20 protein-coding genes are annotated in these 22,293 nt (G+C 48.3%); 13 read left to right on the top strand and 7 right to left on the bottom strand.

All coding sequences use genetic code 11. The features are described 5' to 3' along the window. Positions 1-6 precede the first annotated feature (6 nt). Complete coding sequence (locus DEU29_RS08160) at positions 7-822, top strand: DUF3530 family protein (protein ID WP_133539871.1); 816 nt, start codon at positions 7-9, stop codon at positions 820-822. On the opposite strand, the gene djlA is transcribed toward DEU29_RS08160, so the two are convergent. From djlA to DEU29_RS08145, 3 genes are read right to left on the bottom strand one after another with little or no spacing between them, the layout of a single operon-like run. Then, positions 819-1,655 (bottom strand): co-chaperone DjlA, encoded by an 837-nt coding sequence (djlA, locus tag DEU29_RS08155; protein WP_133539870.1) that lies wholly within the window; start codon positions 1,653-1,655, stop codon positions 819-821. The genes DEU29_RS08160 and djlA overlap by 4 nt on opposite strands. After that, positions 1,642-2,334, bottom strand: a complete 693-nt coding sequence (gene murU, locus DEU29_RS08150; protein ID WP_133539869.1) for an N-acetylmuramate alpha-1-phosphate uridylyltransferase MurU — start codon at positions 2,332-2,334, stop codon at positions 1,642-1,644. The genes djlA and murU overlap by 14 nt, the downstream gene beginning before the upstream one ends. Further along, positions 2,334-3,335 (bottom strand): aminoglycoside phosphotransferase family protein, encoded by a 1,002-nt coding sequence (locus DEU29_RS08145; RefSeq protein ID WP_133539868.1) that lies wholly within the window; start codon positions 3,333-3,335, stop codon positions 2,334-2,336. Before DEU29_RS08145 ends, murU begins: the two co-directional genes overlap by 1 nt. Before the next feature lie 143 nt (positions 3,336-3,478). Here DEU29_RS08145 and DEU29_RS08140 point away from each other — a divergent pair, with 143 nt between their 5' ends. Genes DEU29_RS08140 through DEU29_RS08110 form a run of 7 tightly spaced genes read left to right on the top strand, consistent with a single transcriptional unit; the run spans position 3,479 to position 12,093 of the window. Next, entirely contained in the window at positions 3,479-5,764 is a 2,286-nt protein-coding gene (locus DEU29_RS08140) for an LPS-assembly protein LptD (RefSeq protein ID WP_133539867.1), read from the top strand. An 11-nt stretch (positions 5,765-5,775) separates the two neighbouring features. Beyond that, positions 5,776-7,074, top strand: coding sequence for a peptidylprolyl isomerase SurA (gene surA / locus DEU29_RS08135; RefSeq protein WP_133539866.1), 1,299 nt, complete (start codon positions 5,776-5,778; stop codon positions 7,072-7,074). Positions 7,075-7,086: 12 nt separating this feature from the next. Then, positions 7,087-8,076 (top strand): 4-hydroxythreonine-4-phosphate dehydrogenase PdxA, encoded by a 990-nt coding sequence (gene pdxA / locus DEU29_RS08130; protein ID WP_133539865.1) that lies wholly within the window; start codon positions 7,087-7,089, stop codon positions 8,074-8,076. Then, positions 8,069-8,881, top strand: a complete 813-nt coding sequence (gene rsmA / locus DEU29_RS08125) for a 16S rRNA (adenine(1518)-N(6)/adenine(1519)-N(6))-dimethyltransferase RsmA (protein WP_133539864.1) — start codon at positions 8,069-8,071, stop codon at positions 8,879-8,881. Before pdxA ends, rsmA begins: the two co-directional genes overlap by 8 nt. Further along, on the top strand, positions 8,874-9,251 hold the full coding sequence (gene apaG, locus DEU29_RS08120) for a Co2+/Mg2+ efflux protein ApaG (RefSeq protein WP_133539863.1): 378 nt from the start codon (positions 8,874-8,876) through the stop codon (positions 9,249-9,251). Before rsmA ends, apaG begins: the two co-directional genes overlap by 8 nt. A 2-nt stretch (positions 9,252-9,253) precedes the next feature. Further along, complete coding sequence (locus DEU29_RS08115; RefSeq protein WP_133539862.1) at positions 9,254-10,066, top strand: symmetrical bis(5'-nucleosyl)-tetraphosphatase; 813 nt, start codon at positions 9,254-9,256, stop codon at positions 10,064-10,066. A 26-nt stretch (positions 10,067-10,092) separates the two neighbouring features. Further along, on the top strand, positions 10,093-12,093 hold the full coding sequence (locus DEU29_RS08110) for a methyl-accepting chemotaxis protein (RefSeq protein WP_133539861.1): 2,001 nt from the start codon (positions 10,093-10,095) through the stop codon (positions 12,091-12,093). A gap of 428 nt (positions 12,094-12,521) precedes the next feature. On the opposite strand, the gene tyrS is transcribed toward DEU29_RS08110, so the two are convergent. Then, positions 12,522-13,724 carry a tyrosine--tRNA ligase gene (tyrS, locus tag DEU29_RS08105; protein WP_133539860.1) on the bottom strand — a complete coding sequence of 401 codons (1,203 nt, stop codon included), beginning with the start codon at positions 13,722-13,724 and terminating at the stop codon, positions 12,522-12,524. Positions 13,725-13,940: 216 nt separating this feature from the next. Between tyrS and DEU29_RS08100 the strand changes: the two genes are divergently transcribed. Both DEU29_RS08100 and DEU29_RS08095 read left to right on the top strand, forming a co-directional pair. Continuing rightward, positions 13,941-15,257, top strand: a complete 1,317-nt coding sequence (locus tag DEU29_RS08100) for an OapA family protein (protein WP_133539859.1) — start codon at positions 13,941-13,943, stop codon at positions 15,255-15,257. Further along, positions 15,257-16,387: an anhydro-N-acetylmuramic acid kinase gene (locus tag DEU29_RS08095; RefSeq protein ID WP_133539858.1), complete on the top strand. Its 1,131-nt coding sequence runs from the start codon at positions 15,257-15,259 to the stop codon at positions 16,385-16,387. The genes DEU29_RS08100 and DEU29_RS08095 overlap by 1 nt, the downstream gene beginning before the upstream one ends. A gap of 26 nt (positions 16,388-16,413) precedes the next feature. Here the strand turns inward: DEU29_RS08095 and pepQ are convergent, their stop codons facing one another. The 3 genes from pepQ to DEU29_RS08080 all read right to left on the bottom strand — a co-directional run bounded on the left by pepQ (position 16,414) and on the right by DEU29_RS08080 (position 18,973). Next, a complete protein-coding gene (gene pepQ, locus DEU29_RS08090) occupies positions 16,414-17,733 on the bottom strand; it encodes a Xaa-Pro dipeptidase (protein ID WP_133539857.1) in 1,320 nt (439 codons plus the stop codon). A 90-nt stretch (positions 17,734-17,823) separates the two neighbouring features. Beyond that, on the bottom strand, positions 17,824-18,174 hold the full coding sequence (erpA, locus tag DEU29_RS08085) for an iron-sulfur cluster insertion protein ErpA (protein WP_133539856.1): 351 nt from the start codon (positions 18,172-18,174) through the stop codon (positions 17,824-17,826). A gap of 61 nt (positions 18,175-18,235) precedes the next feature. Next, positions 18,236-18,973: a DUF6776 family protein gene (locus tag DEU29_RS08080; protein ID WP_243734517.1), complete on the bottom strand. Its 738-nt coding sequence runs from the start codon at positions 18,971-18,973 to the stop codon at positions 18,236-18,238. A gap of 93 nt (positions 18,974-19,066) precedes the next feature. On the opposite strand from DEU29_RS08080, the gene DEU29_RS08075 reads away from it, so the two are divergent. The 3 genes from DEU29_RS08075 to DEU29_RS08065 all read left to right on the top strand — a co-directional run bounded on the left by DEU29_RS08075 (position 19,067) and on the right by DEU29_RS08065 (position 22,292). Beyond that, positions 19,067-20,761, top strand: coding sequence for a chloride channel protein (locus DEU29_RS08075; RefSeq protein ID WP_133539855.1), 1,695 nt, complete (start codon positions 19,067-19,069; stop codon positions 20,759-20,761). Between the two features lie 14 nt (positions 20,762-20,775). Next, positions 20,776-21,207 carry a CopD family protein gene (locus tag DEU29_RS08070; RefSeq protein WP_133539854.1) on the top strand — a complete coding sequence of 144 codons (432 nt, stop codon included), beginning with the start codon at positions 20,776-20,778 and terminating at the stop codon, positions 21,205-21,207. 71 nt (positions 21,208-21,278) lie between these two features. Next, on the top strand, positions 21,279-22,292 hold the full coding sequence (locus tag DEU29_RS08065) for an aspartate carbamoyltransferase (RefSeq protein WP_133539853.1): 1,014 nt from the start codon (positions 21,279-21,281) through the stop codon (positions 22,290-22,292). Position 22,293 lies beyond the last annotated feature (1 nt).

Raw genomic sequence — 22,293 nt, 5'->3', positions numbered from 1 at the left:
TAAGGCATGAAAATACCGCTTATAATTACCTTCGTTGCAGTTGCTCTCGTTAGTCTGACCGGTCACGCTAACGACGATTTGCAGCGCTATTTACCGCCCGACCAAGTGCGTTGGCTAAACGCTGATGCTGGTTCGGGCAACGATGCTGATAGCAACACCCGCTACCTGGCACTTTACAAAGAGCCGATGGCCAGTTTCCCACGCGGACAAATTGTCAGCCTGCCCGATTGGCACCTGCACCCATTGCAATCAAACCTTATTCAGGGTGTCTACGCTGATAGCCCCGATTTGGGCTGGCACAGCTGGGCTTTAGTGCCGCCGGTGTTAACGATTGAACGATCGCAATTAGCCACTACGCAAGCTAATTCAGTATTTCCTGAGGTTGTTGACGAGGCGTTTTTTGAGCCGCACCGCGAGGCGCTCAAGCAGCGTGTTCAGCGCCTGACAAGAGAGTTTGATAATGAACCGGGCTTTACCGTATGGGTAGTAGAGGGAATAACTGCCGCTATAGCCGTCAAGCTCATTTCAGCTGAACCAGAGTTGATGCCTGACGCACTGGTGGTGATCGACTTATATTTGCCACAACTGCAACTGAATCAGGCCGTATCCCGTCAGCTGGCCCAACTGCAATTACCGGTGCTTGATATTATCAGTAATAGTGGCAATCGCTGGATTAAAAACGCACAACCGTTACGTCGCCAGTACAGCCAAAAATATCAGCAAGTAAACTATCGGCAACGACAGTTATTAAGTAACTCCACGCTTGCTACCGCCGAACTACGCAGTACACTCAAAGGCTGGTTGAAATATCACGGATTTTAGCGCATCCCGCGTTTCTGCTTGATTGTATCGTAAGCAGCCTGTATATCCTGTGCCCGCGCCTGTGCTTCTTTCATCACCTCTTCTGGTAATCCTTTAGACGCCAATTTATCCGGGTGATGGCGTGCCATTAATTTGCGATAAGCCTTTTTGATTTCGGCATCAGACTGGCTCTCTTTAACCCCCAGTATTTCGTATGCATCCTTTATGTCATCAGCACTTGCTGTCTTAGCACGACCACCACTGTGGCCCTGTTGCTGATGCCGTTGATGAAAACGAAAAGCGGCTTTTTGCATCATCAGCCACTGGTCTATTTGAAAACGGGTAAAACCAAGTGTTTTACCAACGGTCACTAACACGTCATGTTCTGCTTTATCCAACACGCCGTCATTCAGTGCCAGTGCCATGAGTTGCTCCATAAACAGCTGCAACACGTCGCGGTTGCCGTAAAACGCCTGCTTAAAGTCTTTTACCACCTGCTGCAAAGGAAAGGTAGCTTCTTTGCCTTCTCGAAATGCTTGCTGTGCTTCAACGCGCGCGTCATCACTTAAACGTAAACGCTCCATCAGCGCGCTCGCTTGCGCAATATCCTGAGCTGTCACCCGTCCTTTTGCTTTGGCGACATGGCCCATTACCGCAAATAGCGTATAAAGAAAATTTGCGTCTTCGGCGGCTTTATCCGCACCAAACATAAACTGACCAAAACCGCCCTTGCGAGTGAAGTCTTGCGCCATACCGCGATCAAACCAGTGACCGATTACGGCACCAATAATAGCTCCAGGCAATCGTAAAAACAGATAGCCGGCTAATGCACCGATGACTTTACCCCAAATCATTTGCACCTCTTAATTTACTGTCTAATGCGGCCAGTCGTTGTGGCGTGCCAATATCAAACCAGTCACAATCTGTTAATAACGTGCCGGCCAAACTATCCGTTGCTATCGCTTGCTCAAACAGCGGCCGCAAGGCTAGCTTTTCCGCCGGCAGGCCACTAAACCATTGTGGCCTGAATAAGCCAATGCCGGCATAGGTGTAACTGCCATTGTCTGCCGACTTTGCCCGCAACCGTCCGTTTTCTATACCGAAGTCACCCGCTTTATTATGCGCTGGGTTATCCACCAGTATCAGGTGTGCCATATCATCGCGGCCTAAATGGCGCGGCAGCCGGTTAAAATCGATGGTAGTCCAAACGTCACCGTTTATAACCCAAAATGGTTCGCTACCCAGCGCCGGCAAAGCCTTAATAATGCCACCCGCGGTTTCTAACCCTCCCTCAGGCTCCGGAGAGTACGTAATCGACACCCCCCACTGACTGCCGTCACCCAACATGCGCTCGATTTTTTCACCCAACCACGCATGATTGATAACCACATCAGTGACACCCGCGGCTGCAAGTTTTTCTAAATGGTATGCAATCAAGGGTTTATCGTTGACCGATAATAACGGCTTGGGTAATTCATCCGTCAATGGACGCATCCGCTCTCCGCGCCCGGCTGCCAGTACCATAGCCTTCACTACTTAAGCTCCCACTGCTCAATGACACGCTCTGATAACCACTGGGTATAATCAGATAGCTCCGCGTAGCGGCTGGCAACCGACTTTAGATAACCAAGCGTACGCGGGACATCCTGCAGATAACCAGGCTTGTCATCACGATGCGCTAAGCGAGCAAAAATACCGGCTGCTTTGGTGTGACGCTGAAGCCCCATATAATCAAACCATGTTTGCCACTGTTGCTCGTCAATACTGGCTGCCAACAAGTCTTGTGCTATTAATTCCTCGCGCAGATTCAACGACAACTCGTCAATCATTGCTGTCGGCCATTCGATATAACAATCACGCAGTAGCGAAACTGCATCGTAGGTTATCGGACCCTTCACGGCATCCTGAAAATCAATAATACCCAGTTCGTCATCAGCCAGAACCATGATATTGCGCGAATGATAGTCGCGATGAACGCCAACTTGAGGCTGGTTCAGCGCATTGTCGATCATAGTGTCACTAAAAGCTGACCAAACGGCTTCATCGTCGGCGTTCCAGGACAGCGATAAATGAGTCTTTAACAACCACTCTTTAAATAGTTCAAGTTCACGCTTGAGCAATGCGTGATCATATAATGGCAGTTGCCCTGTTTGAGTCGTTGTTACCTGCATAATACGCGGCAGGATCTGCAGTGCTTGTTGGTAATACTGGCGGGCATTGCGCGGATGAAGTTTAGATAGCAATAAAATTTGCCCGAAGTCAGCTTGCAGCATAAACCCGTGCTGCTGGTCCACAGCCAATACCGAGGGGACTTTCACGCCCGCTTGCTGATAGGCGTCTGCCACCGCGATAAAAGGCGTCATATCCTCTTTATCCGGCGGGCAATCCACCGCAATTAGACTCTGCCGACCATCGGTAGCACGAAAGTATCGTCGAAAACTTGCATCGCCAGAAACCACCTCCAGGGCGGGTTGTGCGGTACCAGTTTGAGCCTCACACCAAGCTTTAAGGCTACGTTGTCGTTTATCTTCCAAGCACTCCCCCTTATGTCACGCGAGTGTCCACCTTATATGCATAATCTGCGTTTGCGCAAATGGCGGAATCTAAAAAATTGCTATATCATAGCACCCGAACAAGACAAATATTAACGCCTTACAATAATTAAACGGATCCACCTTTGCCTGTTTGCAATAAATTCTCGTCTATCGCTGCGCTTAGTTTTTGCTTGCTACCATCGGCCTTTGTCACAGAAGTTGCCGCGCAAGAGCCTGCACCGCTATGTCCTTCAACAACGGTAGCTTTTGACTTTAAAGCAATACAGTCAGCAGAACCACTAGCACAAGACGTCATTAAAGTATCGGCAAACGATGCGGAAATTTTTGATAACGAACGCGCGAACTTTGGCGGTGACGTTATTATTCGCCGCAATAATCAATGGCTGTTTACCGAGAGTGCGCAAATCAATCAACAACAGAGCGTGATTGATGCAACAGGTGGTGTTCGCTTCACTGACGGCTATATCAACGTCTATGGTGAATCCTTCAATTTTGATGGCGGTACCGAAGTCGCAAAATTACGGCAGACCCAGTATGAGATGTCGACCACCAATGCACGGGGTCAGGCAGAGCAATTAGAGATATCTCCCCAACACGTTAATTTGTTAGGTTCCAGCTTTACCACGTGCCCGGCAGATAACCCAGCCTGGCAGCTTACTGCAGAAAGAATTGAGATTGATGAAGAAAGTGATTTTGGCCGTGCCTGGGGGGCGAAGCTCGAACTTTTTGACGTCCCTGTATTTTATCTGCCTTATTTTACTTTTCCTGTTACCGAGAATCGTAAGTCGGGCTTTTTATACCCCACCATTGACTCGTCATCACTAAACGGTGTTGAGCTGGAAGCTCCATACTATTTTAATATCGCACCCAACATGGACGCGACCGTTGCACCAGTGCTCATGAGTGAGCGGGGTGTGATGTTAAAAACTGAGTATAGATATTTGTTTGCCGATCACGCCGGGCAGGTTAACGTTAATTATCTACCCAGTGATGATGCTCGCGTTGATAATGCCGATCGGTATTTATGGCATGTGAATCATAACGCGCGCTTTAATGAACATTGGAGCGCCTATCTGGATGTCACCCAGATAAGCGACGATAACTACCTGAATGACTTTGGTAGTGAGTTTGCCGGGCGTGCCGACACTCATTTATATAGAGTTGCACAGCTGGATTATGTGGAGCGTAACTGGCACCTGCGAATGCGCACTGAAGATTACGAACTGTTGGGTCAGTTTCGCAGCCCCTACCGAACGTTGCCCCAACTCAGCCTGAATTATCAAAGTAATCAGTTAGAGGGTCTGAGCCTGGACTGGTACAACGAACTGACCTATTTCCAGAATCAAGTTCGCACGCGCAATTATGCGACGCGAATTCACTCTGCTCCGTCTCTGAATTACTGGTTCGAAGAACCCGCCTTTGATGCTGAAGCGGAAGTCAGTTACCTGGTAACTCATTATCGTCAACAAAATGATAACCCGGCTTTGGAGGATGAAGTCACTCGTGCTCTCCCTCGTGCCCGGCTTAGAGGACGCCTAAATTTAGAGCGCTATTTTAGTCAGGATGGTAATGAGTACCGCCAGACATTGGAGCCTCAGATTCAATACCTTTTTGTACCATACGAAAACCAACAAAATATCGGCATCTACGATACCACGCTGATGCAGGATGACTACAACGGCCTGTTCCGGGCACAGCGTTTTTCGGGACTGGACCGAATTGCAGAAGCTAACCAAGTTACCTATGGCGTCAGTAGTAGCTTGTTTGATCAGAATGAACGTGAGCGCCTGCGCCTGAGCCTGGGCCAAATTTATTATTTTGATGACAGCCGAACACAACTCTTAGATAGCCAGTCTCAGGTTACCTCCAGTAACTCTGAATGGGTCGGTGATATTAACTGGGCTATAGATTCTAGCTGGAGCCTGCGTAGCTCAATACAGTACGATACGGAACTTAACCGTACGCGTAAGAGTCAGACCGCTTTAGAGTATCGGCTCGATAATAAAAATTTGGTGCAAATAAACCATCGCAAAGCAACTAACATTCTTAATTCTGACATTGAGCAGATGGGAACCCAGGCAGTCTGGCAGCTGAGTAATCAGTGGCAGGTTGCTGCTAATGTGTATTACGACCTGAGTAATGATCGCGTCAATGACGCTATACTCGGGGTACAATACAGTAGTTGTTGTTGGGCGCTACGTGTGTCAGCATACCGCCGCATAAATCGCGATTTAGAATCCGCAAGCTCAGCATTTGCTATGCAGGCGGCAGGCAACCCGGCACAATTTGATAACGGCGTCAGTTTGCAATTTATCATCAGCGGGCTTTCGTCCGATAGCAATAGCTTAATTGATATGCTCGAAAAGAGTATTTATGGTTATCGTCGGCCTTTTTATCTTAGTAACTAGTGGTAGGTATAATGAAATATTTGTTGACTCTCGTCTTGGCGATATCAAGCGTAGCGCTTAGCGTTATCACCACGGCGCCAGCCCACGCACAGCAGACGCTTGACCGTGTGGCAGTCATCGTCGATGAAGGTGTTATCTTACAAAGCCAAATTGACCAGATGATCCAGCAAGTCAAAAGTGGCAATAATTTTGAAGATGCAAATGCACCCACTGAGCAAGTATTAGAAACCCAAGTAACCGAGCGGCTGATTTTGCAGGAACTCCAATTGCAGATGGCCGAGCGTATGGGTGTAGAAATTGGTGAATCTCAACTTGAACAAGCAATTACCCGTGTCGCGCAAGAACGAGAATTAAGCGTTGATCAATTACGTGCACAAGTCACTGGCGATGGTATTAGCTGGCCAACATTTCGTGAGCAAATTCGAAATGAACTTATTACCTCACAGGTAGAACGTGCAGCGGTTCAGCGTCGGGTTAGCATAACGCCGCAGGAAATTAACAACCTGGTCGAGTTAATCGAGTCAAATAGCGAGACGCGCACTGAATATCGCTTAAGCCAAATATTGATTGCCAGTCCATCAGATGCGTCACAACAAGAACAAGAAACAGCCAAACGACGTGCTGAAGCAGTTTTGGAGTTACTGGAAGAAGGCCAGGACTTTGCCGACTTAGCCATTCGCTCGTCATCAGGCAGTAACGCCCTTGATGGCGGTGATTTAGGCTGGATGACAGAAAACACCATGCCAACGCTGTTCGCGGACGTTGTTCAAGGTAAAGAAGTTGGCGAAGTTGTAGGACCTTTGCGCAGCGGTGTAGGCTTCCACATCCTTAAAGTCGCAGATAAACGTGGCGAACAAAAAGTCGAAGTTCAGGAAGTTAAAGCTCGCCATATACTTATCAAGCCGTCAGTCATTTTGTCGGACAAGCGCGCCAAAGAAATGTTAACTAAATTCCGTGAACAAGTGCAGCAAGGCGAAAAGACCTTTGCAGAGCTAGCCCGGGAAAATTCAGCCGACCCTGGTTCAGCCTCTCGCGGTGGCGATTTAGGCTGGTCTCGGCCAGACCGCTATGCGCCAGAGTTTAAGCAAATGGTAGAGACTATTGAACAGGGCATAATTAGTGAGCCGTTCCAAACCCAGTTTGGCTGGCACATCGTCGAAGTCACTGATCGCCGTACCCTGGATGCAACCGAAGAAAGCAAACAGGACCGTGCCTATCAGATGATTTTTGCACGTAAATATCGCGAGGAACTGGATAACTGGCAACAGGAAATCCGTGACCGCGCCTATGTCCGTAAAGTGGTTCAGTAGACGCGTGAATAGATGTTACCCGTTATAGTATTCACGCCCGGCGAGCCCGCCGGCATAGGTCCTGACCTAGCCATCATGATATCGCAGCAGGCATGGCCTGCTGCGATTGTCGTTTGTGCGGATAAAAACTTGTTACAAGCCCGTGCCGAGCAGCTAGAGCTGCCCATCACTATCCAGGAATATAAAGGGCATAGGCCAACAACTCCTAGTCCGGCTGGCACGATCTTGGTTGAGCACATTCCGACGGCAGTAGCGGCGGTTGCGGGCCAACTGAATGTAGCCAATGGGCAATATGTGGTAGAAACGCTAACCCGGGCAAGCCAGGGCAATCTGAGTGGCGAATTTGATGCGGTGGTAACAGGCCCGGTACATAAAGGTATCATTAACGATGCCGGCATCGCTTTTTCAGGCCACACAGAGTTTTTCGCTAATCAGGCTAACCGCAATGATGTAGTGATGATGCTAGCGACCGAAGGCCTTCGTGTAGCGCTGGTAACGACACATATTCCGCTAGCTTATGTGACCAAAGCGATAACACCAGAACGACTAACGCAGATTATAACCATTCTGCATCATGACCTGGTCAATAAGTTTGCTGAAGTTAACCCCAAAATTCTTGTCTGTGGCCTAAACCCACATGCGGGTGAAAACGGTCATCTGGGGCGTGAAGAAATTGAAGTTATCGAGCCGGTACTCGAGCAGCTACGTGAACAAGGCATTAACTTGATTGGGCCATTACCGGCTGACACCTTATTTCAGCCCAAATATCTGGACGATGCTGCAGCTGTCGTTGCTATGTATCACGACCAGGGACTACCTGTACTAAAATACAAAGGCTTCGGCAACGCCGTTAATATTACCCTTGGACTACCCTTTATTCGAACCTCGGTGGATCATGGCACGGCACTGGACATGGCTGGCTCCGGCGATATTAATTCCGGCAGTTGTCTATTAGCAATCAATACCGCTATCGATATGGTAAGAGCATCACACAATGAGTAAAACGCACCTGGGTCATCGTGCCCGTAAGCGCTTCGGTCAGAATTTTTTGCATGACCAGAACATCATCGAACAAATCGTCGATGTGATTAATCCACAACATGGCGAAAACCTTGTAGAAATTGGCCCGGGATTAGCCGCATTAACCGAGCCCGTAGCGGACCGCACTGATCACCTTAACGTTATTGAGATTGACCGCGATCTGGCAGACAGACTTGAGTCGCATCCTTTTTTGCGGGAAAAACTAACCGTGACGCGTGGCGACGCGATGAAAATTGACTTTAACGAGTTTGTAAACCCGGAACAGCCAATGCGGGTATTCGGCAACCTGCCATACAATATTTCTACGCCACTAATTTTTCACTTGTTGCAATATACTGACCGCATCAAAGACATGCACTTTATGCTGCAAAAAGAAGTCGTCGACCGCCTGGCCGCCGAACCCGGCTCTAAAACCTATGGGCGTATCAGCGTTGCCGTGCAGCAAGCCTGCCGCGTCACCGCGGTTGTTAATGTTCCCCCGGGAGCCTTTAACCCTCCGCCTAAGGTGGAATCAGCTGTAGTACGACTTGAGCCTTACAGCGAAAGCCCAACGCCTGTCAAAGACAGGCAACAACTGCATGCTCTTTGTCTGCAAGCATTCAATCAGCGCAGGAAAACGATTCGCAATAACCTAAAAGGTTTATTAAACGAAGCGCAACTTAATCAGTTAGGTATTGATCCGGGCGCTCGACCCGAAACGCTGAGTGTGGCAGATTATTGTGCTATGGCTAACTATTTAACCGATCAGAAAAATCCCCATGAGTGAAACCAGCAAAGTTGACATTACAGTCACTACACAATACCTGGCCGCACAATCGGTTCCGGAAAATGGGCAGTATGTTTTTTCCTACACCATTATTATCGCCAATAATGCCAATAGCAGTGTGCAACTGTTGAGTCGAGAGTGGCGCATTGTTGACGCCGATAATAAAGTAACTCGCGTTGCGGGCGAAGGCGTTGTCGGACAAAAGCCATTGATCAAACCTGAAGAATCCTTCAGTTACACCAGCGGTACCGTATTAGCCACACCAATAGGAACCATGCAGGGTCATTATTTGATGGTCGATGCCGATGGCTGCCATTTTAAGGTAGAAATTCCATCGTTTAGGTTGGCAATTCCAAATATTATCCACTAATCATGAGTTTATACGTCGTTGGCGACATTCAAGGCTGTAACCGCGAGCTGATGCAACTGCTGGATCGGGTGGGGTTTTCATTCTCACACGATCAGCTTTGGTGTGTCGGCGATATTGTCGCGCGGGGTCCTGACTCGCTTGAGGCGTTAAGGTTTTTCGCTGATGCGCCTACTGGCTCAGTGCGCTCCGTGTTGGGTAATCATGATTTAAATCTTATTGGTGTATTACTTGGCCAACGCAAGGTTAATCCGAAAGACAAGCTTGATGCAGTTGTCGCTTCCATACGCAAGCTGGATTGGATTGATTGGCTGCGCCATCAGCCGTTATGTCACCTTAACCGGGAACATGACTTGTTTATTAGCCATGCCGGTCTTTATCCCTGGTGGACCGATATGGAAGCCTGCACGCATGCAACTGAGGTAGAACAAATCCTTAAAAGTGAGGACTTCAGTACATTTATCGAGGCAATGTTTGGTAACGAGCCGCAAAAATGGGACTCAAGTCTTAGCGGCTTTGACCGATACCGTTTTATAGTTAATGCATTTACAAGAATGCGCTATTGCTCGATTAACGGAGAATTGGATTTTTCTGTAAAAACACACCCTAACGACGTTAACAATAACGACTTACGACCGTGGTTCGATTTTTTCCGGGGTAATCATCGTGTGGCTTTCGGTCACTGGGCTGCGTTAATGGGTGAAACATCGCACCCAAGGACGATCGGATTGGACACTGGATGTGTTTGGGGTAATCATATGACGTTATGGGACGTCGACAACGATAGCTATTATCGGCAGTCAGCCATACGTCAATAGAACTTATACTGTGCTGAGAGGTTTTCATGAAATTAACAGTAGCCATGCGTGTCATTGGCGGATTTGCCATCATAACCCTGCTGTTGCTGGTTATCAGCCTAAGTTCAATCTTTAACGTCAATAGTATTGGCTCATCTGTCGACCGCTTAAATCAAAAAGCGGTGCCCGCATTAGAGAGTGTTGCCAGTGTTCAGGTCGACGTACTCAAATTAGGCGCACTGCAAACAGAAACCTATTATGACGAAAACCTCCAGTTAGTCGAAACCCACACACAGGAATTAGAGTCCACTAGCCAGGATTTTCAAGCCTCATTGACTAACCTTCGCGATTTAATTCGTGGCGAAGGTTATGGTGAGGTGATTAAACGTATGGATAGCCAAGCCGAGAGCTACATCGGTTTGGTCGAACAACTGTTTTCGCAACAGAGTCGTTATTTAGAACTCGGCAATACTGCCCAGGCACAACTTGACGAGCTCGCCTTTGCCGTTGACGACGCCTCGATTATGCTGCTTGATGCGTCGGATATGACGCAGAGTGACGAAGTGGCTGAAATAGCAGGAACTATCGAGAAATCGCTCGCGTCCTTAATCACGCTGATGTATGACCTAAGCAATGCCGACGATATTGATACCGCAAAAATTATTCGCAGCGAAATCGATATTAATGTTGATGCGCTTAAACCAAGATTAGACGACCTGGATAACGTCGCAACCGGTGCATCTGAGCAAATTGTTGACGACGCTATTGGTATGGTTCGTTCAGCTATCGAAGGACTTCAGGGCGCAGGTTCATATCCCGACAACATTGTCGCACAAAAGCAAACCCGGCTCGATGAGGCTCAGACGCTACAACAGTCAGAGCAGCAACTAGAGGGCTTGTTAGCACTGGCAGAGGAGCTACGCCAAGCGGTACGCGGTATCGCAGACGAAACTCAGTCCTCGGTTGCGACATCAATCAGTAGCTCAAGCTGGATTAACGGTATTATTACTCTGGTTTCGATTGCGTTGGCCGTATTTATTTCATGGTATACCGTACGCAGCATCAGTGTGCCTCTGAGCAAAGTGAATCATATGCTCAACATTATGGCTGACGGTAACCTGACGGAGCGTGTTGAGTACCAGGCTGAAGACGAATTCGGCACATTAGCGTCAAATACCAATAAGTTAACCGATAACCTGCGTCAATTGATTGAAGGCATAGCCAATCGTGCGACGCAGTTAGCGACCGCCGCAGAAGAAAGCTCCAGCGTCTCGGATGAAACTACCGGGGCGATCGAAGAGCAGCGCCGTCAAATAGAACAAGTTGCCACTGCCACTCAGGAAATGAATAGTACCGCCAGCGAAATGGCACACGGTGCAGACAAAGCATTAGGCGAAATTCAGCATTCAGACGACGAAGCCAAGCGAGTGCGCCAAATTTCCGAGCAAAACCGCGGCACGATCGAGCAATTAGCAAACGAGATCCAGGGCGCGTCAGAAGTTATCCATCAATTGTCCGAGAACAGCAAAAATATCGGCGGTATTCTGGATGTTATTCGTGGCATCGCCGATCAGACCAACTTGCTGGCCCTGAATGCGGCGATTGAGGCTGCCCGTGCCGGTGAACAAGGCCGCGGCTTTGCCGTAGTCGCTGACGAGGTGCGCACGCTGGCCAGCCGCACACAAGAGTCGACGGAAGAAATTCAGCAAATGATTGAAAGCTTACAAACCGACTCAACGCGGGCGGTAGAAGTCATGGAACGCGGCCGCGAGCAAGCTGAACGCAGCGTTAAGCAAACTGACGAAGCCGCCAGTGCCCTGCAATCGATCACCGACTCGGTGCATCAAGCAGCCGACAGCAGCAATCACATTGCCACCGCAGCACAAGAACAAAGCCGCACGGCGCATGACATCAGCGAGCGCTTAGAGGCCATTGTTTCCATCGCCGAGCAAACCGCCTCCGGCTCGAAACAAACAGCACAAGCCTCCAACGAAGTCGCCAAACTCGCCGACGAACTGCAAGACTCCATCAAGAGCTTCACCGTCTAGCGTCGCTAGGGACTGGGCTACCAGTCCCTTTTGCTTATCACTCACACTGCCCCCCGTCTCAGGGGGACGCTGCAAGAGCGGTTGTTTGAAGATGGCGGGGGATTGACACTTCTGTTCCAAGAGACGCCCGCAAGTACGTCCCTGTAGGGCTTGACTGGCGCCATCCATGGCGCCAGACACTCTTGGAACAGAAGCTGATCAATCCCCTTATCGCCACCTCCAAACGACCGCTCTTGCGCCACTTAGCAGCCAAACCCTATCGCGTTTGATTACAGCGTTGCTCTCAACCAGGGGGTGTTGGAGGCCATGGATGGCCGGAAACAAGCGTACAGGGATGTACTTGCAGCGTCCCCCTGGTTGATGGGCAACGCTGTGATTAAAGAGTGATAGGGTTTGGCTGCAACCTCGCGAGGCGCGGGGCTTTGGTGTTATTTAAAGACGATTTTGGCGAAGCGGCGTTTGCCGACTTGGTAGACGCCACTGTGCTCGGTGGTGCAGATTAGCTTGGTGTCATCGACTTTTTCGCCGTCGCGTTTTACCGCTGATTGTTTGATCATGCGCATGGCATCAGAGGTTGATTTGACCAAATCGGCGGCTTTTAGTGCATTGGCGATGGCTATGCCATCGGCGCCGGCTTCGACTTCGACTTCCGGGATATCGTCGGGAATCGCGTTCTTCTGAAAGCGCTGGACAAAGTCTTGCTCTGCTTTCTCTGCCGCTTCCTTAGAGTGAAAACGCTCGATGATTTCTTTTGCCAATAATACTTTGATGTCGCGTGGGTTTTTACCGTTAGCAACGTCTGCTTTGAACTGTTCAATTTCGGCAAGCGGACGAAAACTCAGTAATTGGAAGTAACGCCACATCAATTCATCCGAAATTGACATCACTTTACCAAACATATCATTGGCTGATTCGGTGATGCCAATGTAATTGTTCAGCGACTTCGACATTTTCTGGACGCCATCCAGACCTTCCAGCAAAGGTACCATTATCACCGTTTGTGGCCGCTGCCCCTCTTCCTTTTGCAGTTCACGCCCCATTAGCAGATTAAAACGCTGATCGGTGCCACCGAGTTCGACATCTGCTTTTAATTCGACTGAGTCCCAGCCTTGTACCAACGGATATAAAAACTCATGGATGGCAATGGACTGATTAGCTTTGTAACGCTTTTTAAAGTCGTCTCGCTCTAACATCCTTGCTACCGTTTGCCGCGCTGACAATTTTATCATGTCGGCAGCGCCCATCTTATTCATCCATTCCGAGTTAAAACGAATTTCGGTTTTTTGCGGGTCGAGAATTTTAAAAACTTGCTCTTTGTAGGTTTCGGCGTTAGTAATAACTTCTTCGCGAGTCAGCGGCTTACGAGTAACATTTTTACCGGTTGGGTCGCCGATCATACCGGTAAAGTCGCCGATAAGAAATATCACTTTATGACCGTAATCCTGAAAAATGCGCAGCTTATTGATCAGCACAGTATGACCGAGGTGAAGATCGGGAGCGGTCGGGTCAAAGCCGGCTTTGATAATCAGGGGTTTATCTTGCGCGAGTTTTTCTGCTAACTCGCTCTCGATCAATACTTCCTCGACGCCACGGGTTATTTCCGCCAGCGCCTCTTTAATCTGAGCTGCCATTTAAGTGATTCTCCTGCGCAAAAGGGTCTAGAAAGTGTAAAAGTCATAGTTTACGCCATAAAACGGCTAGTTTTAAGCACTCTAAAACTGGTATTCTGATTTTTTTCGTATTATCCTCACAAATAGCGTGGACGTGCTCAAAAATAATACAACAAGGTGAGCGATTGTCGTGTCGCGACAAAACATCCATAAATTAAGGTAAGAAGTGCGCTAACTATGACGTCAAAAGTTGTATCCCAAATTAAGCAGCTGCTGAATGAGCTGCCTCACTCTCATCGTGTCTTAATTAGTGCGGTGAGCGCAACGCTGTTTTTGTTATTGGTTATTCCTTCTGAACCAGCCACCGCGTCCAAAAATTCTAAGTCGCCTGAGCAGCTCATGCCGGGTAAACGCTATGAGCTTGATTTGGCGTTTGAAACTCAGCAAACCAACCAGCAGGCGTCGCAAAACCAGTTGGCTTGGCAGAGTTACGAAATTAAATCAGGCGACAATCTGGCAAAAATCTTCGATAAATTGGGCTTTTCAGCACAACAGCTTTATCGGGTTACGCAGTCAGGCGATGAAGCGCAATTACTCAAAAAAGTGCACCCCGGCGATATCCTGAGGTTAGCGACCGACGATACCGGTGAACTAGTGCAACTCGTTTTTGAAGTTAACGATATAGACACCCTGATTATTACCCGACAATCCGATGACTTTATCGCTGAAGTCGAAAAGCGAGAAATTGAAACCCGCCGTGAATTTACCCACGCAGTGATTAAGTCCAGTTTTTGGAACGCCGGTATTAATGCAGGCATGACAGACAATCAAATCATGCGCGTGGCCAATATTTTTGGCTGGGATATCGACTTCGCACTTGACCTGCGTAGTGGCGACGAGTTCAGCGTTCTTTATGAAATGCAGTACGCGGACGGCGAATTTGTCGGTTATGGCGATATTTTGGCAGCCGAGTTTATTAATCGCGGTGAGAAGTTCCAGGCTATCTTGCATAATAATGGCAATTATTACACGCCTAACGGGCGCGCTATGCGCAAAACGTTCCTGAGATCACCGGTAAAGTTTACCTATGTTAGCTCTAACTTTAATCCGAAGCGTCTGCACCCGGTAACCGGTCGTGTTCGTCCTCATAATGGCACCGACTATGTGGCTTCGGTTGGTACTCCGGTGATGTCAGCGGGCGACGGTAAAGTAATAAAAGCCAGCTATAATTCGCTTAACGGAAACTACGTTTTTATTCAGCATGGTGAGCGCTATGTCACCAAATATTTACACCTGAGTCGCAAGCACGTAAAGACCGGCGAACGAGTCCGTCAGGGCCAGCTGATTGGTCGCGTCGGCGCGACTGGCCGTGTTACCGGTGCGCATCTGCATTACGAGTTCCTTGTTAATGGCACTCATCGTAACCCCAGAACAGTCGAGCTACCTAAGGCACAATCACTGGCAGAAGCAGAGCTTCCGGCATTTCGCCAGCAGGCCGATCAATTGGTTGCGGTATTAGAAGATAACAAACGCGTAGCACTCGCGATGCGCTAATGGCGGAATACTACATTGGCATTATGTCAGGTACCAGCGTCGACGCAGTCGACGCGGTCCTCTGCCAAATAAATAGCGCCGGTGAAACCGAGCACCTAAGTTCTCACAGCGAACCTTTCTCAGCCCCGTTAAGCGCACGACTACACCAGGCAATGTCGCCGAGCATTAGTGACTTATTGGCATTTAAACAGCTCGAGCATGACTATTCTGAGCTCGTTGTAACTGCGGTTAATAACTTATTAGCGCTATCCAACAAAACAGCTAAGCAGATTAAAACTATAGGCTGTCACGGCCAGACACTATGGCATCATCCGCCAAGTATTGCATCAGCTGATGGCAGCGCCGCATTTACTCTGCAGTTGTTAAACCCTGCTCTCATTGCGGTAAAAACCGGGATTGACGTAGTTTCTGACTTTCGTCAGAAAGATATCGTGGCGGGAGGCGAAGGTGCGCCCCTGGTTCCGGCATTTCATCATCATGTATTTGCCCGTCAGTGTCCTGCCCGTACTGCCATACTGAATTTAGGCGGAATTGCCAACATCACCTACCTCGGCAGCGACAAAACCAGCGTCATCGGTTTTGATACCGGTCCGGCCAATACGCTACTCGACTTGGCGTATCGACTGCACTATGGTTCGCCCGGATATGATAAAAATGGACATACGGCGAGTCAGGGTCTTGTGCAGGAAGCACTGCTACAGCGATTACTCCAGGACCCTTACTTTACAAAGCTACCGCCTAAAAGTACCGGACGGGAATATTTTAGCGAAACGTGGCTAAATAAAAAGTTGAACAGCTCTATTAAGGGTAAAGACTTGCTACGCACGTTATTAGAACTAACTGTCGACTCGATCGTCCAGTCGTTAACGTTGCTGCCTCACTCGCCCTCTTTGATAGTAGCATGCGGTGGCGGTGTGCACAACCAATTACTCATGCGCCAACTATGTACCAAACTCGCACCGACAAATCTAACTACTACTGCAGATTACGGCATAGACCCGCAGGCCGTTGAGGCAATTGCATTCGCATGGCTGGCTTGGTGCTATGACAGGCGCCAGCCGGGCAACCTGAGCGCCGTCACCGGCGCTCAACGCCACGTTGTTCTGGGTAGTAAAACCTACGCTAACTGAACAACGTATAGCTGTAACTCTTTATCCTATTCTCCACCCAGCGCTTTAAACGCATTACGGGTTAAATTTTCATTGTCACCGTTTGCGCCGACGACAATACTGTCTTCGATGCGCACACCGCCGTATGGCCGTAATTTATCAACCATTGTCCAGTTAATATCTTTGCTGTCGGCAAACTCTTCCAACAACTGATCGACAACATATAAGCCCGGCTCTATGGTAAACACCTGTCCAACTTCAATGTCACGCAGCAGTCGTAAGAACGGATGACGTTCGCTACGCTCATAACTGTTACCTTTATCATCTTGCAGGAAGCCGCCAACATCATGCACTTGCAAGCCAATAAAATGACCCAGTCCGTGTGGCATAAATGCCGATGTTATACCTTTATCATAAGCTTCTTGTGCGCTGATATTAATAAAATCAAACTGTTCGAGAATAGCCGCAACTTTTAAGTGCATCGACACATGCAGGTCATAGTAATTAATACCCGGCTTAATTTCGCTAAGTAGCTCTTGCTGCGCAGTATCCATAGCGTTTACCAGATCAGCGTAAAAACCGGCTTCGCTGGCATAACTACGGGTGATATCAGCGCAATAACCTTTGTACAAAGAGCCTGCATCAATTAAAAATGACAAACGCTGTTTCGGCGGCGTAACGTCGTAAACATCGTAATGAAGAATGGCTGAATGGTCGTTAAGCGCGACAATGCTATTGTAGGGAACCTGGCTTTCACGAAAGTTCATCGCGGCCAAATAGTCACTGTGAATCTCTAGCTCACTTTTACCGCCCAAAAATGCCTCTTTTGCTGCCAGATGACCTTTAGCAGCAAGCAGATTTGCCTGGCGTAAATTTTCTACTTCCCAATCCGTTTTAACCGCTCGGTGAAAGTGCAGATGGTCGATTAACGCCTGTGGGTTGCGTGCTTTCACATTCCAATCAGCGACGGGCTGCGCAAAGTCTTCCCCTAGAAACGCGCTCGCGGCCAACGCATCCCCCAAGTCGTCAGTCAACTGGCTTAAATCATCTATGATTTTTAGTTCAACATGTTGCTGCCAATCTTCCTCAGAAATTTGTGCCTGGGAGTGCCAGAAGTCTCGCGCTTGAAATAAGTAAACCGTTGGCTTACCAGAACCCTTGCGGTAAAAAATAGCGCTTTTGGGGCTTTCTAAAACCGGAATCCAATACTTGAATAGAGGATTAACTTTGAAGGTGCCGGGGTTATCGTCGAGAAATGCAACACGCGGCTGGCCCGCGTATATTAATGTCGATTCGTAACCTGTGTCCGCCAATGCTTGGTCGAAACGCTCAGTAACTGTTTTTATATGCTGTGCATACGAGCTCATAAAAGACCCTCAAGCTTAAAATTAAAAGGGTATTCTAGCTGATTACCGGCTTAAAATCAGCCGGCGAGCCATAGACTGACGAGTAACGTATTAAATAGAGAAGCTCGAACCGCAACCGCAAGTGGTTGTGGCATTGGGGTTATCGACAAAAAAGCGCGAGCCCTGAAGCCCTTCTTCGTAGTTAACAACACCACCAACAAGGTATTGTAAGCTCATTGGGTCAACGACCAGCGTTACCCCTTCCTTTTCAATTTGCATATCACCGGGGTTCACCTTTTCGTCAAAGGTAAAACCGTATTGGAAACCTGAACATCCGCCGCCGGTAACAAACACACGCAATTTTAGCGTCGGGTTTTCCTCTTCGGCTATCAGCTTTTTAACCTGATTTGCTGCCTGTTCGGTAAATTCGATGGGCATCGCTTGTTCTACAGAAGCTGACATTTACACTACCTTCGTCTGATGACTGATCACCCGTCAATTTTCTCGTAGTTGACTAAAAGGGTCAAGTATTCTCGCCAGAGGCCTGACCGTTGCGTAAACTATCACGCCAAAAAAAGGTGCGTTGCAAGCGACCAGAGCCACCACGCGTTATATTGGCAGTTACCTCGATACGCTCTGGTACTAAACCTTTGGGTAACAAAAAGTCGCCCTCGTATAAAGTAAAATAGCGCATCATAAAATTATGCTCGCTGGGGCTAATATTGGCTAAGTCGAGCAAGTTAAAGCGTTGTTCTTCACCCTTTACCCGGCCCACCAACTGAATAGCAATTTCACCTTCAACTAACTCCCTGCGTTGCTCCACCTGCAACAATGCCAGCGAGAAGTGATAATGACGCTCAGCGCGATTTTTTGATACCGCCAGTGATTCAATTACCACACCGCTTTGTTGCAGCTCCGGAGCCATTATTTTCTGATAAAACGCAACGTTTTCGCGCAAACTATAATTTTCTTCCTGCAGCTCACCCAGCTGTGCTTGCAGGTTTTGGTTTGCTGACTTTTCAACATCCAACTCAACTTGCAGGACATTGCGCTGATATTCGAATTGATCGAGCTGCTGATACAGTTGCGCTAATTGTTGCTTTTGTTCGCTCACCTGTTGTTTTAAATAGCGCGCATGCCAAACGCCAACCTGATAAGCACTTATTATTACCAAACACAATAACAGCAAGCTAACCAGTACCACCGGAAGTCGGCCAAAACGTTGTTGCAGCTGTTTGATAGATAATAATTTTTTAATCAAAACGTGTCCTTTTCAGATCGCTGTTCTGCGGTTTGTGTTACGCTTAGTCTAAAGGCTTTGGTCCTAGTTAACGTGCGCTTCAGGAACCCTTAAATGACTCACGTTCAGGCAATTAAAAAAACGTTAAGAAGACAGCTTGCAGCCCCCACCACGACACTCGCAATTTGTTTGCTTGGGCTTGTTGGCGGTATTGCAGCAGCCTTATTAATTGTTGTTTTTCGTTTCGCCATAGAGCAAGGTGCCTATCTTGTCGGTAACTTCAGCCATTGGCAACAACCCTTAGACAACTTTACGCGATTTGCCTTACCTATTGCAGCAGCTTTGCTCATTTTCTTATTATTCAGTTTATCCCGTTCGCGCCGCGTGCGCATGGGCATTCCCTACGTGATACATCGCATGAAACAGCATTACGGCATGTTGCCATGGCGCAGCACCGTGAATCAGTTTCTGGGTGGCATAATTGCCTTGGTCGCAGGCTTTAGTGTAGGTCGCGAAGGGCCTGCAGTGCATTTAGGCGCGGCCGCCAGTACCTGGGTCGGTTATCACGTAGACACCCCAAAAAATGCGATACGCACCCTTGCAGCCTGCGGAATTGCAGCAGCTATAGCTGCCTCATTTAACACCCCCATTGCCGCCATGATTTTAGTGATGGAAGTCGTGCTGCGGGAATATAAAGTACATATTTTTATTCCCGTCATGTTAGCGGCTGTTGCCGGGTCTTTGATTACCGAACAGATTTTTGGCCCTGCCTCTGAATTAGCCATGCTCAGCAGTACCGAAGTGCCTAACATTCAACTGCCGTGGGTGGTCGCTTTAGGCGTTATTCTGGGTATCAGTGGCGTAATTTTTAAACAGTTGATGCTCGATGTCATGAATACCGTTAAGGATATGTCCTTACTTACCCGTTTACTGTTTGCTGCATTCATCACCGCATTACTGGCGCTTATTATACCCACCAGCCTGGGCCCCGGCTTAACAGCCATCCAGCAAGTGCTGCAGCATCAGGCAGAGTTATCGATACTCTTTACGCTGTTGCTGGCAAAACTTGTCGCCAGTGCGATTGCGCTCGGTATGGGTATTCCCGGCGGGCTTATTGGTGCCGTATTTGGTATCGGCGCCGTGGTTGCCGCGCTATTCACTACTATAGTGAACCAGTTGCAGCTAGAGCAGTTATTGCAATACGACACCTATATATTATTAGGCATGGCGGGCATTTTAGCAGCCTGCATTCATGCCCCGATGGCCGCACTATTAGCGATTGTAGAGTTGTCCCGAAGCGTCGAAATTATAATTCCGGCCATGCTGGTTATTGTGCCTGCCTACCTGATTTCGTCTCAGCTATTTAATTCTAAATCGATTTTTATTGCCCAGTTAGATGCGCAAGATTTGCCATACCAAATCCCCCCTGTGCAAGTCGCCCTGCAGAAAACAGGGGTAGAGAACATGATGGAGACAGAGTTTAAACTGTTGCTGGAACCGACCCAAAACGAGTTGTTAGACGTACTCGAAAAGTCCTCTAATCAAAGCGTCATCGTGATGAATGTCGACGAGGACAACCAGCCGGTTTATCGTTTAGTCACTTATGATATTGGTGCCGGCGATAGTCCATCGTTGAATTACATGCCCATTAACGGCTTAAAAGTTACATCAACACTAGCCGAGGTGTGGGATGAATTAAGCGGCGCACGGCGCGGTGCGGTTTATATTTACGATCAAGAACAAGGCGAGCCTTGTGGTATCGTTACCTGGGAAACGGTACGTAAAGCATTGCAACGCGAGCTGTCTTAAACGGGGAATAATTAATGAGTTGGATTTTATGGGTTAAAGCCCTACACATCGCCTTTATGGTCGCCTGGTTTGCCGGTATTTTTTATTTGCCACGGCTATTCGTCTACCACGCCATGACCAACCAACCGGCAGTGGATGAGCAATTTAAGGTGATGGAGCGAAAGCTGCTGTATTTTGTCACGCCCTTCGCAATCTTGACGTTAGTATTCGGGGTCGTGTTAATTTTCGCCTATGGCAGTGCCTGGTTTGCGGCCAGTGGCTGGATGCACACTAAACTGCTATTGGTCACCATACTCTATGGCTACCACGGTTATTGTTTTAAATTACTTGCTGACTTCAAAAACAACCGTAACCGCCGCAGCCATCGTTTTTACCGGGTGTTTAACGAAGTGCCGGTACTTATTTTATTTTCGGTCATTATTTTAGCGGTGGTAAAACCGTATTAGATTCTTTTTGACTCCATATTTTGCTATAGTGTGCGTCCAGTGACTTTCGGCCAACAAGGGCGCACATCACCATGAATTTCACCGGTTCTAATATTCTCTCCGTTAACCAGTTTGACCGTGACAGCATAGACTATATATTTGCCGTTGCTGATAAAATGCAACCCTACGCCAGACGCAAAAAACGTACTAAGGTTCTGGATGGCGCCATCCTCGGGAATCTGTTTTTTGAGCCCTCGACGCGGACACGAGTTAGTTTTGGTACCGCATTCAACCTACTGGGCGGTGAGGTCAGAGAAACCACCGGCATGGAAAGCTCTGCTATTGCCAAAGGCGAATCACTCTATGATACGGCGCGCGTTTTAAGTAGTTACAGCGACGTGATTGCCATGCGCCACCCCAAAGCAGGCTCAGTCAGCGAGTTTTCCCAGGGTAGCCGAGTGCCTGTTATCAATGGCGGCGACGGTGCCAACGAGCACCCGACACAAGCGTTACTTGATTTGTATACCATCCAAAAAGAGCTCGCCTACCACGGGCAGGGCATCGACGGTATGCATATCTGTATGATCGGTGACCTCAAATACGGCCGTACCGTGCACTCACTGTCGAAACTGTTAGCGATGTATAAAAATGTGCGATTTACCCTGATTTCACCATTGGAACTGTCCATGCCCGCCGGCGTGCTCGATACGTTAGAAAACTCCGGCCACCGGTATACGGTGACAGAAAAAGTTGATGGTTTAGTTGATGCCGATATTGTGTACCAAACACGTATTCAACAAGAACGCTTTGCCTCGCCGGAGGATGCTGATCAATATCGCGGTAAGTTTCGTTTAAACCAAGAAATCTACACTAAGCACTACAAACCCAATACGGTCATTATGCACCCGCTACCCAGGGATTCCCGGTCTGAGGCGAACGAGTTAGATAACGATCTCAATCAAAATCCGAATCTGGCGATTTTCCGGCAGGCGGATAATGGAGTTTTAATTCGCATGGCGCTGTTCGCCTTGACTCTGGGCGTGGTTGATCAAGTAGATAAATTCGAATGTGAGGTTAACTGGTATAGCGAAAAGAGCCAGTTTTAAA

The organism is Idiomarina aquatica, assembly GCF_004362895.1.
Lineage (GTDB): Bacteria > Pseudomonadota > Gammaproteobacteria > Enterobacterales > Alteromonadaceae > Idiomarina.
This window is presented reverse-complemented; position numbering and strand designations above follow the sequence as displayed.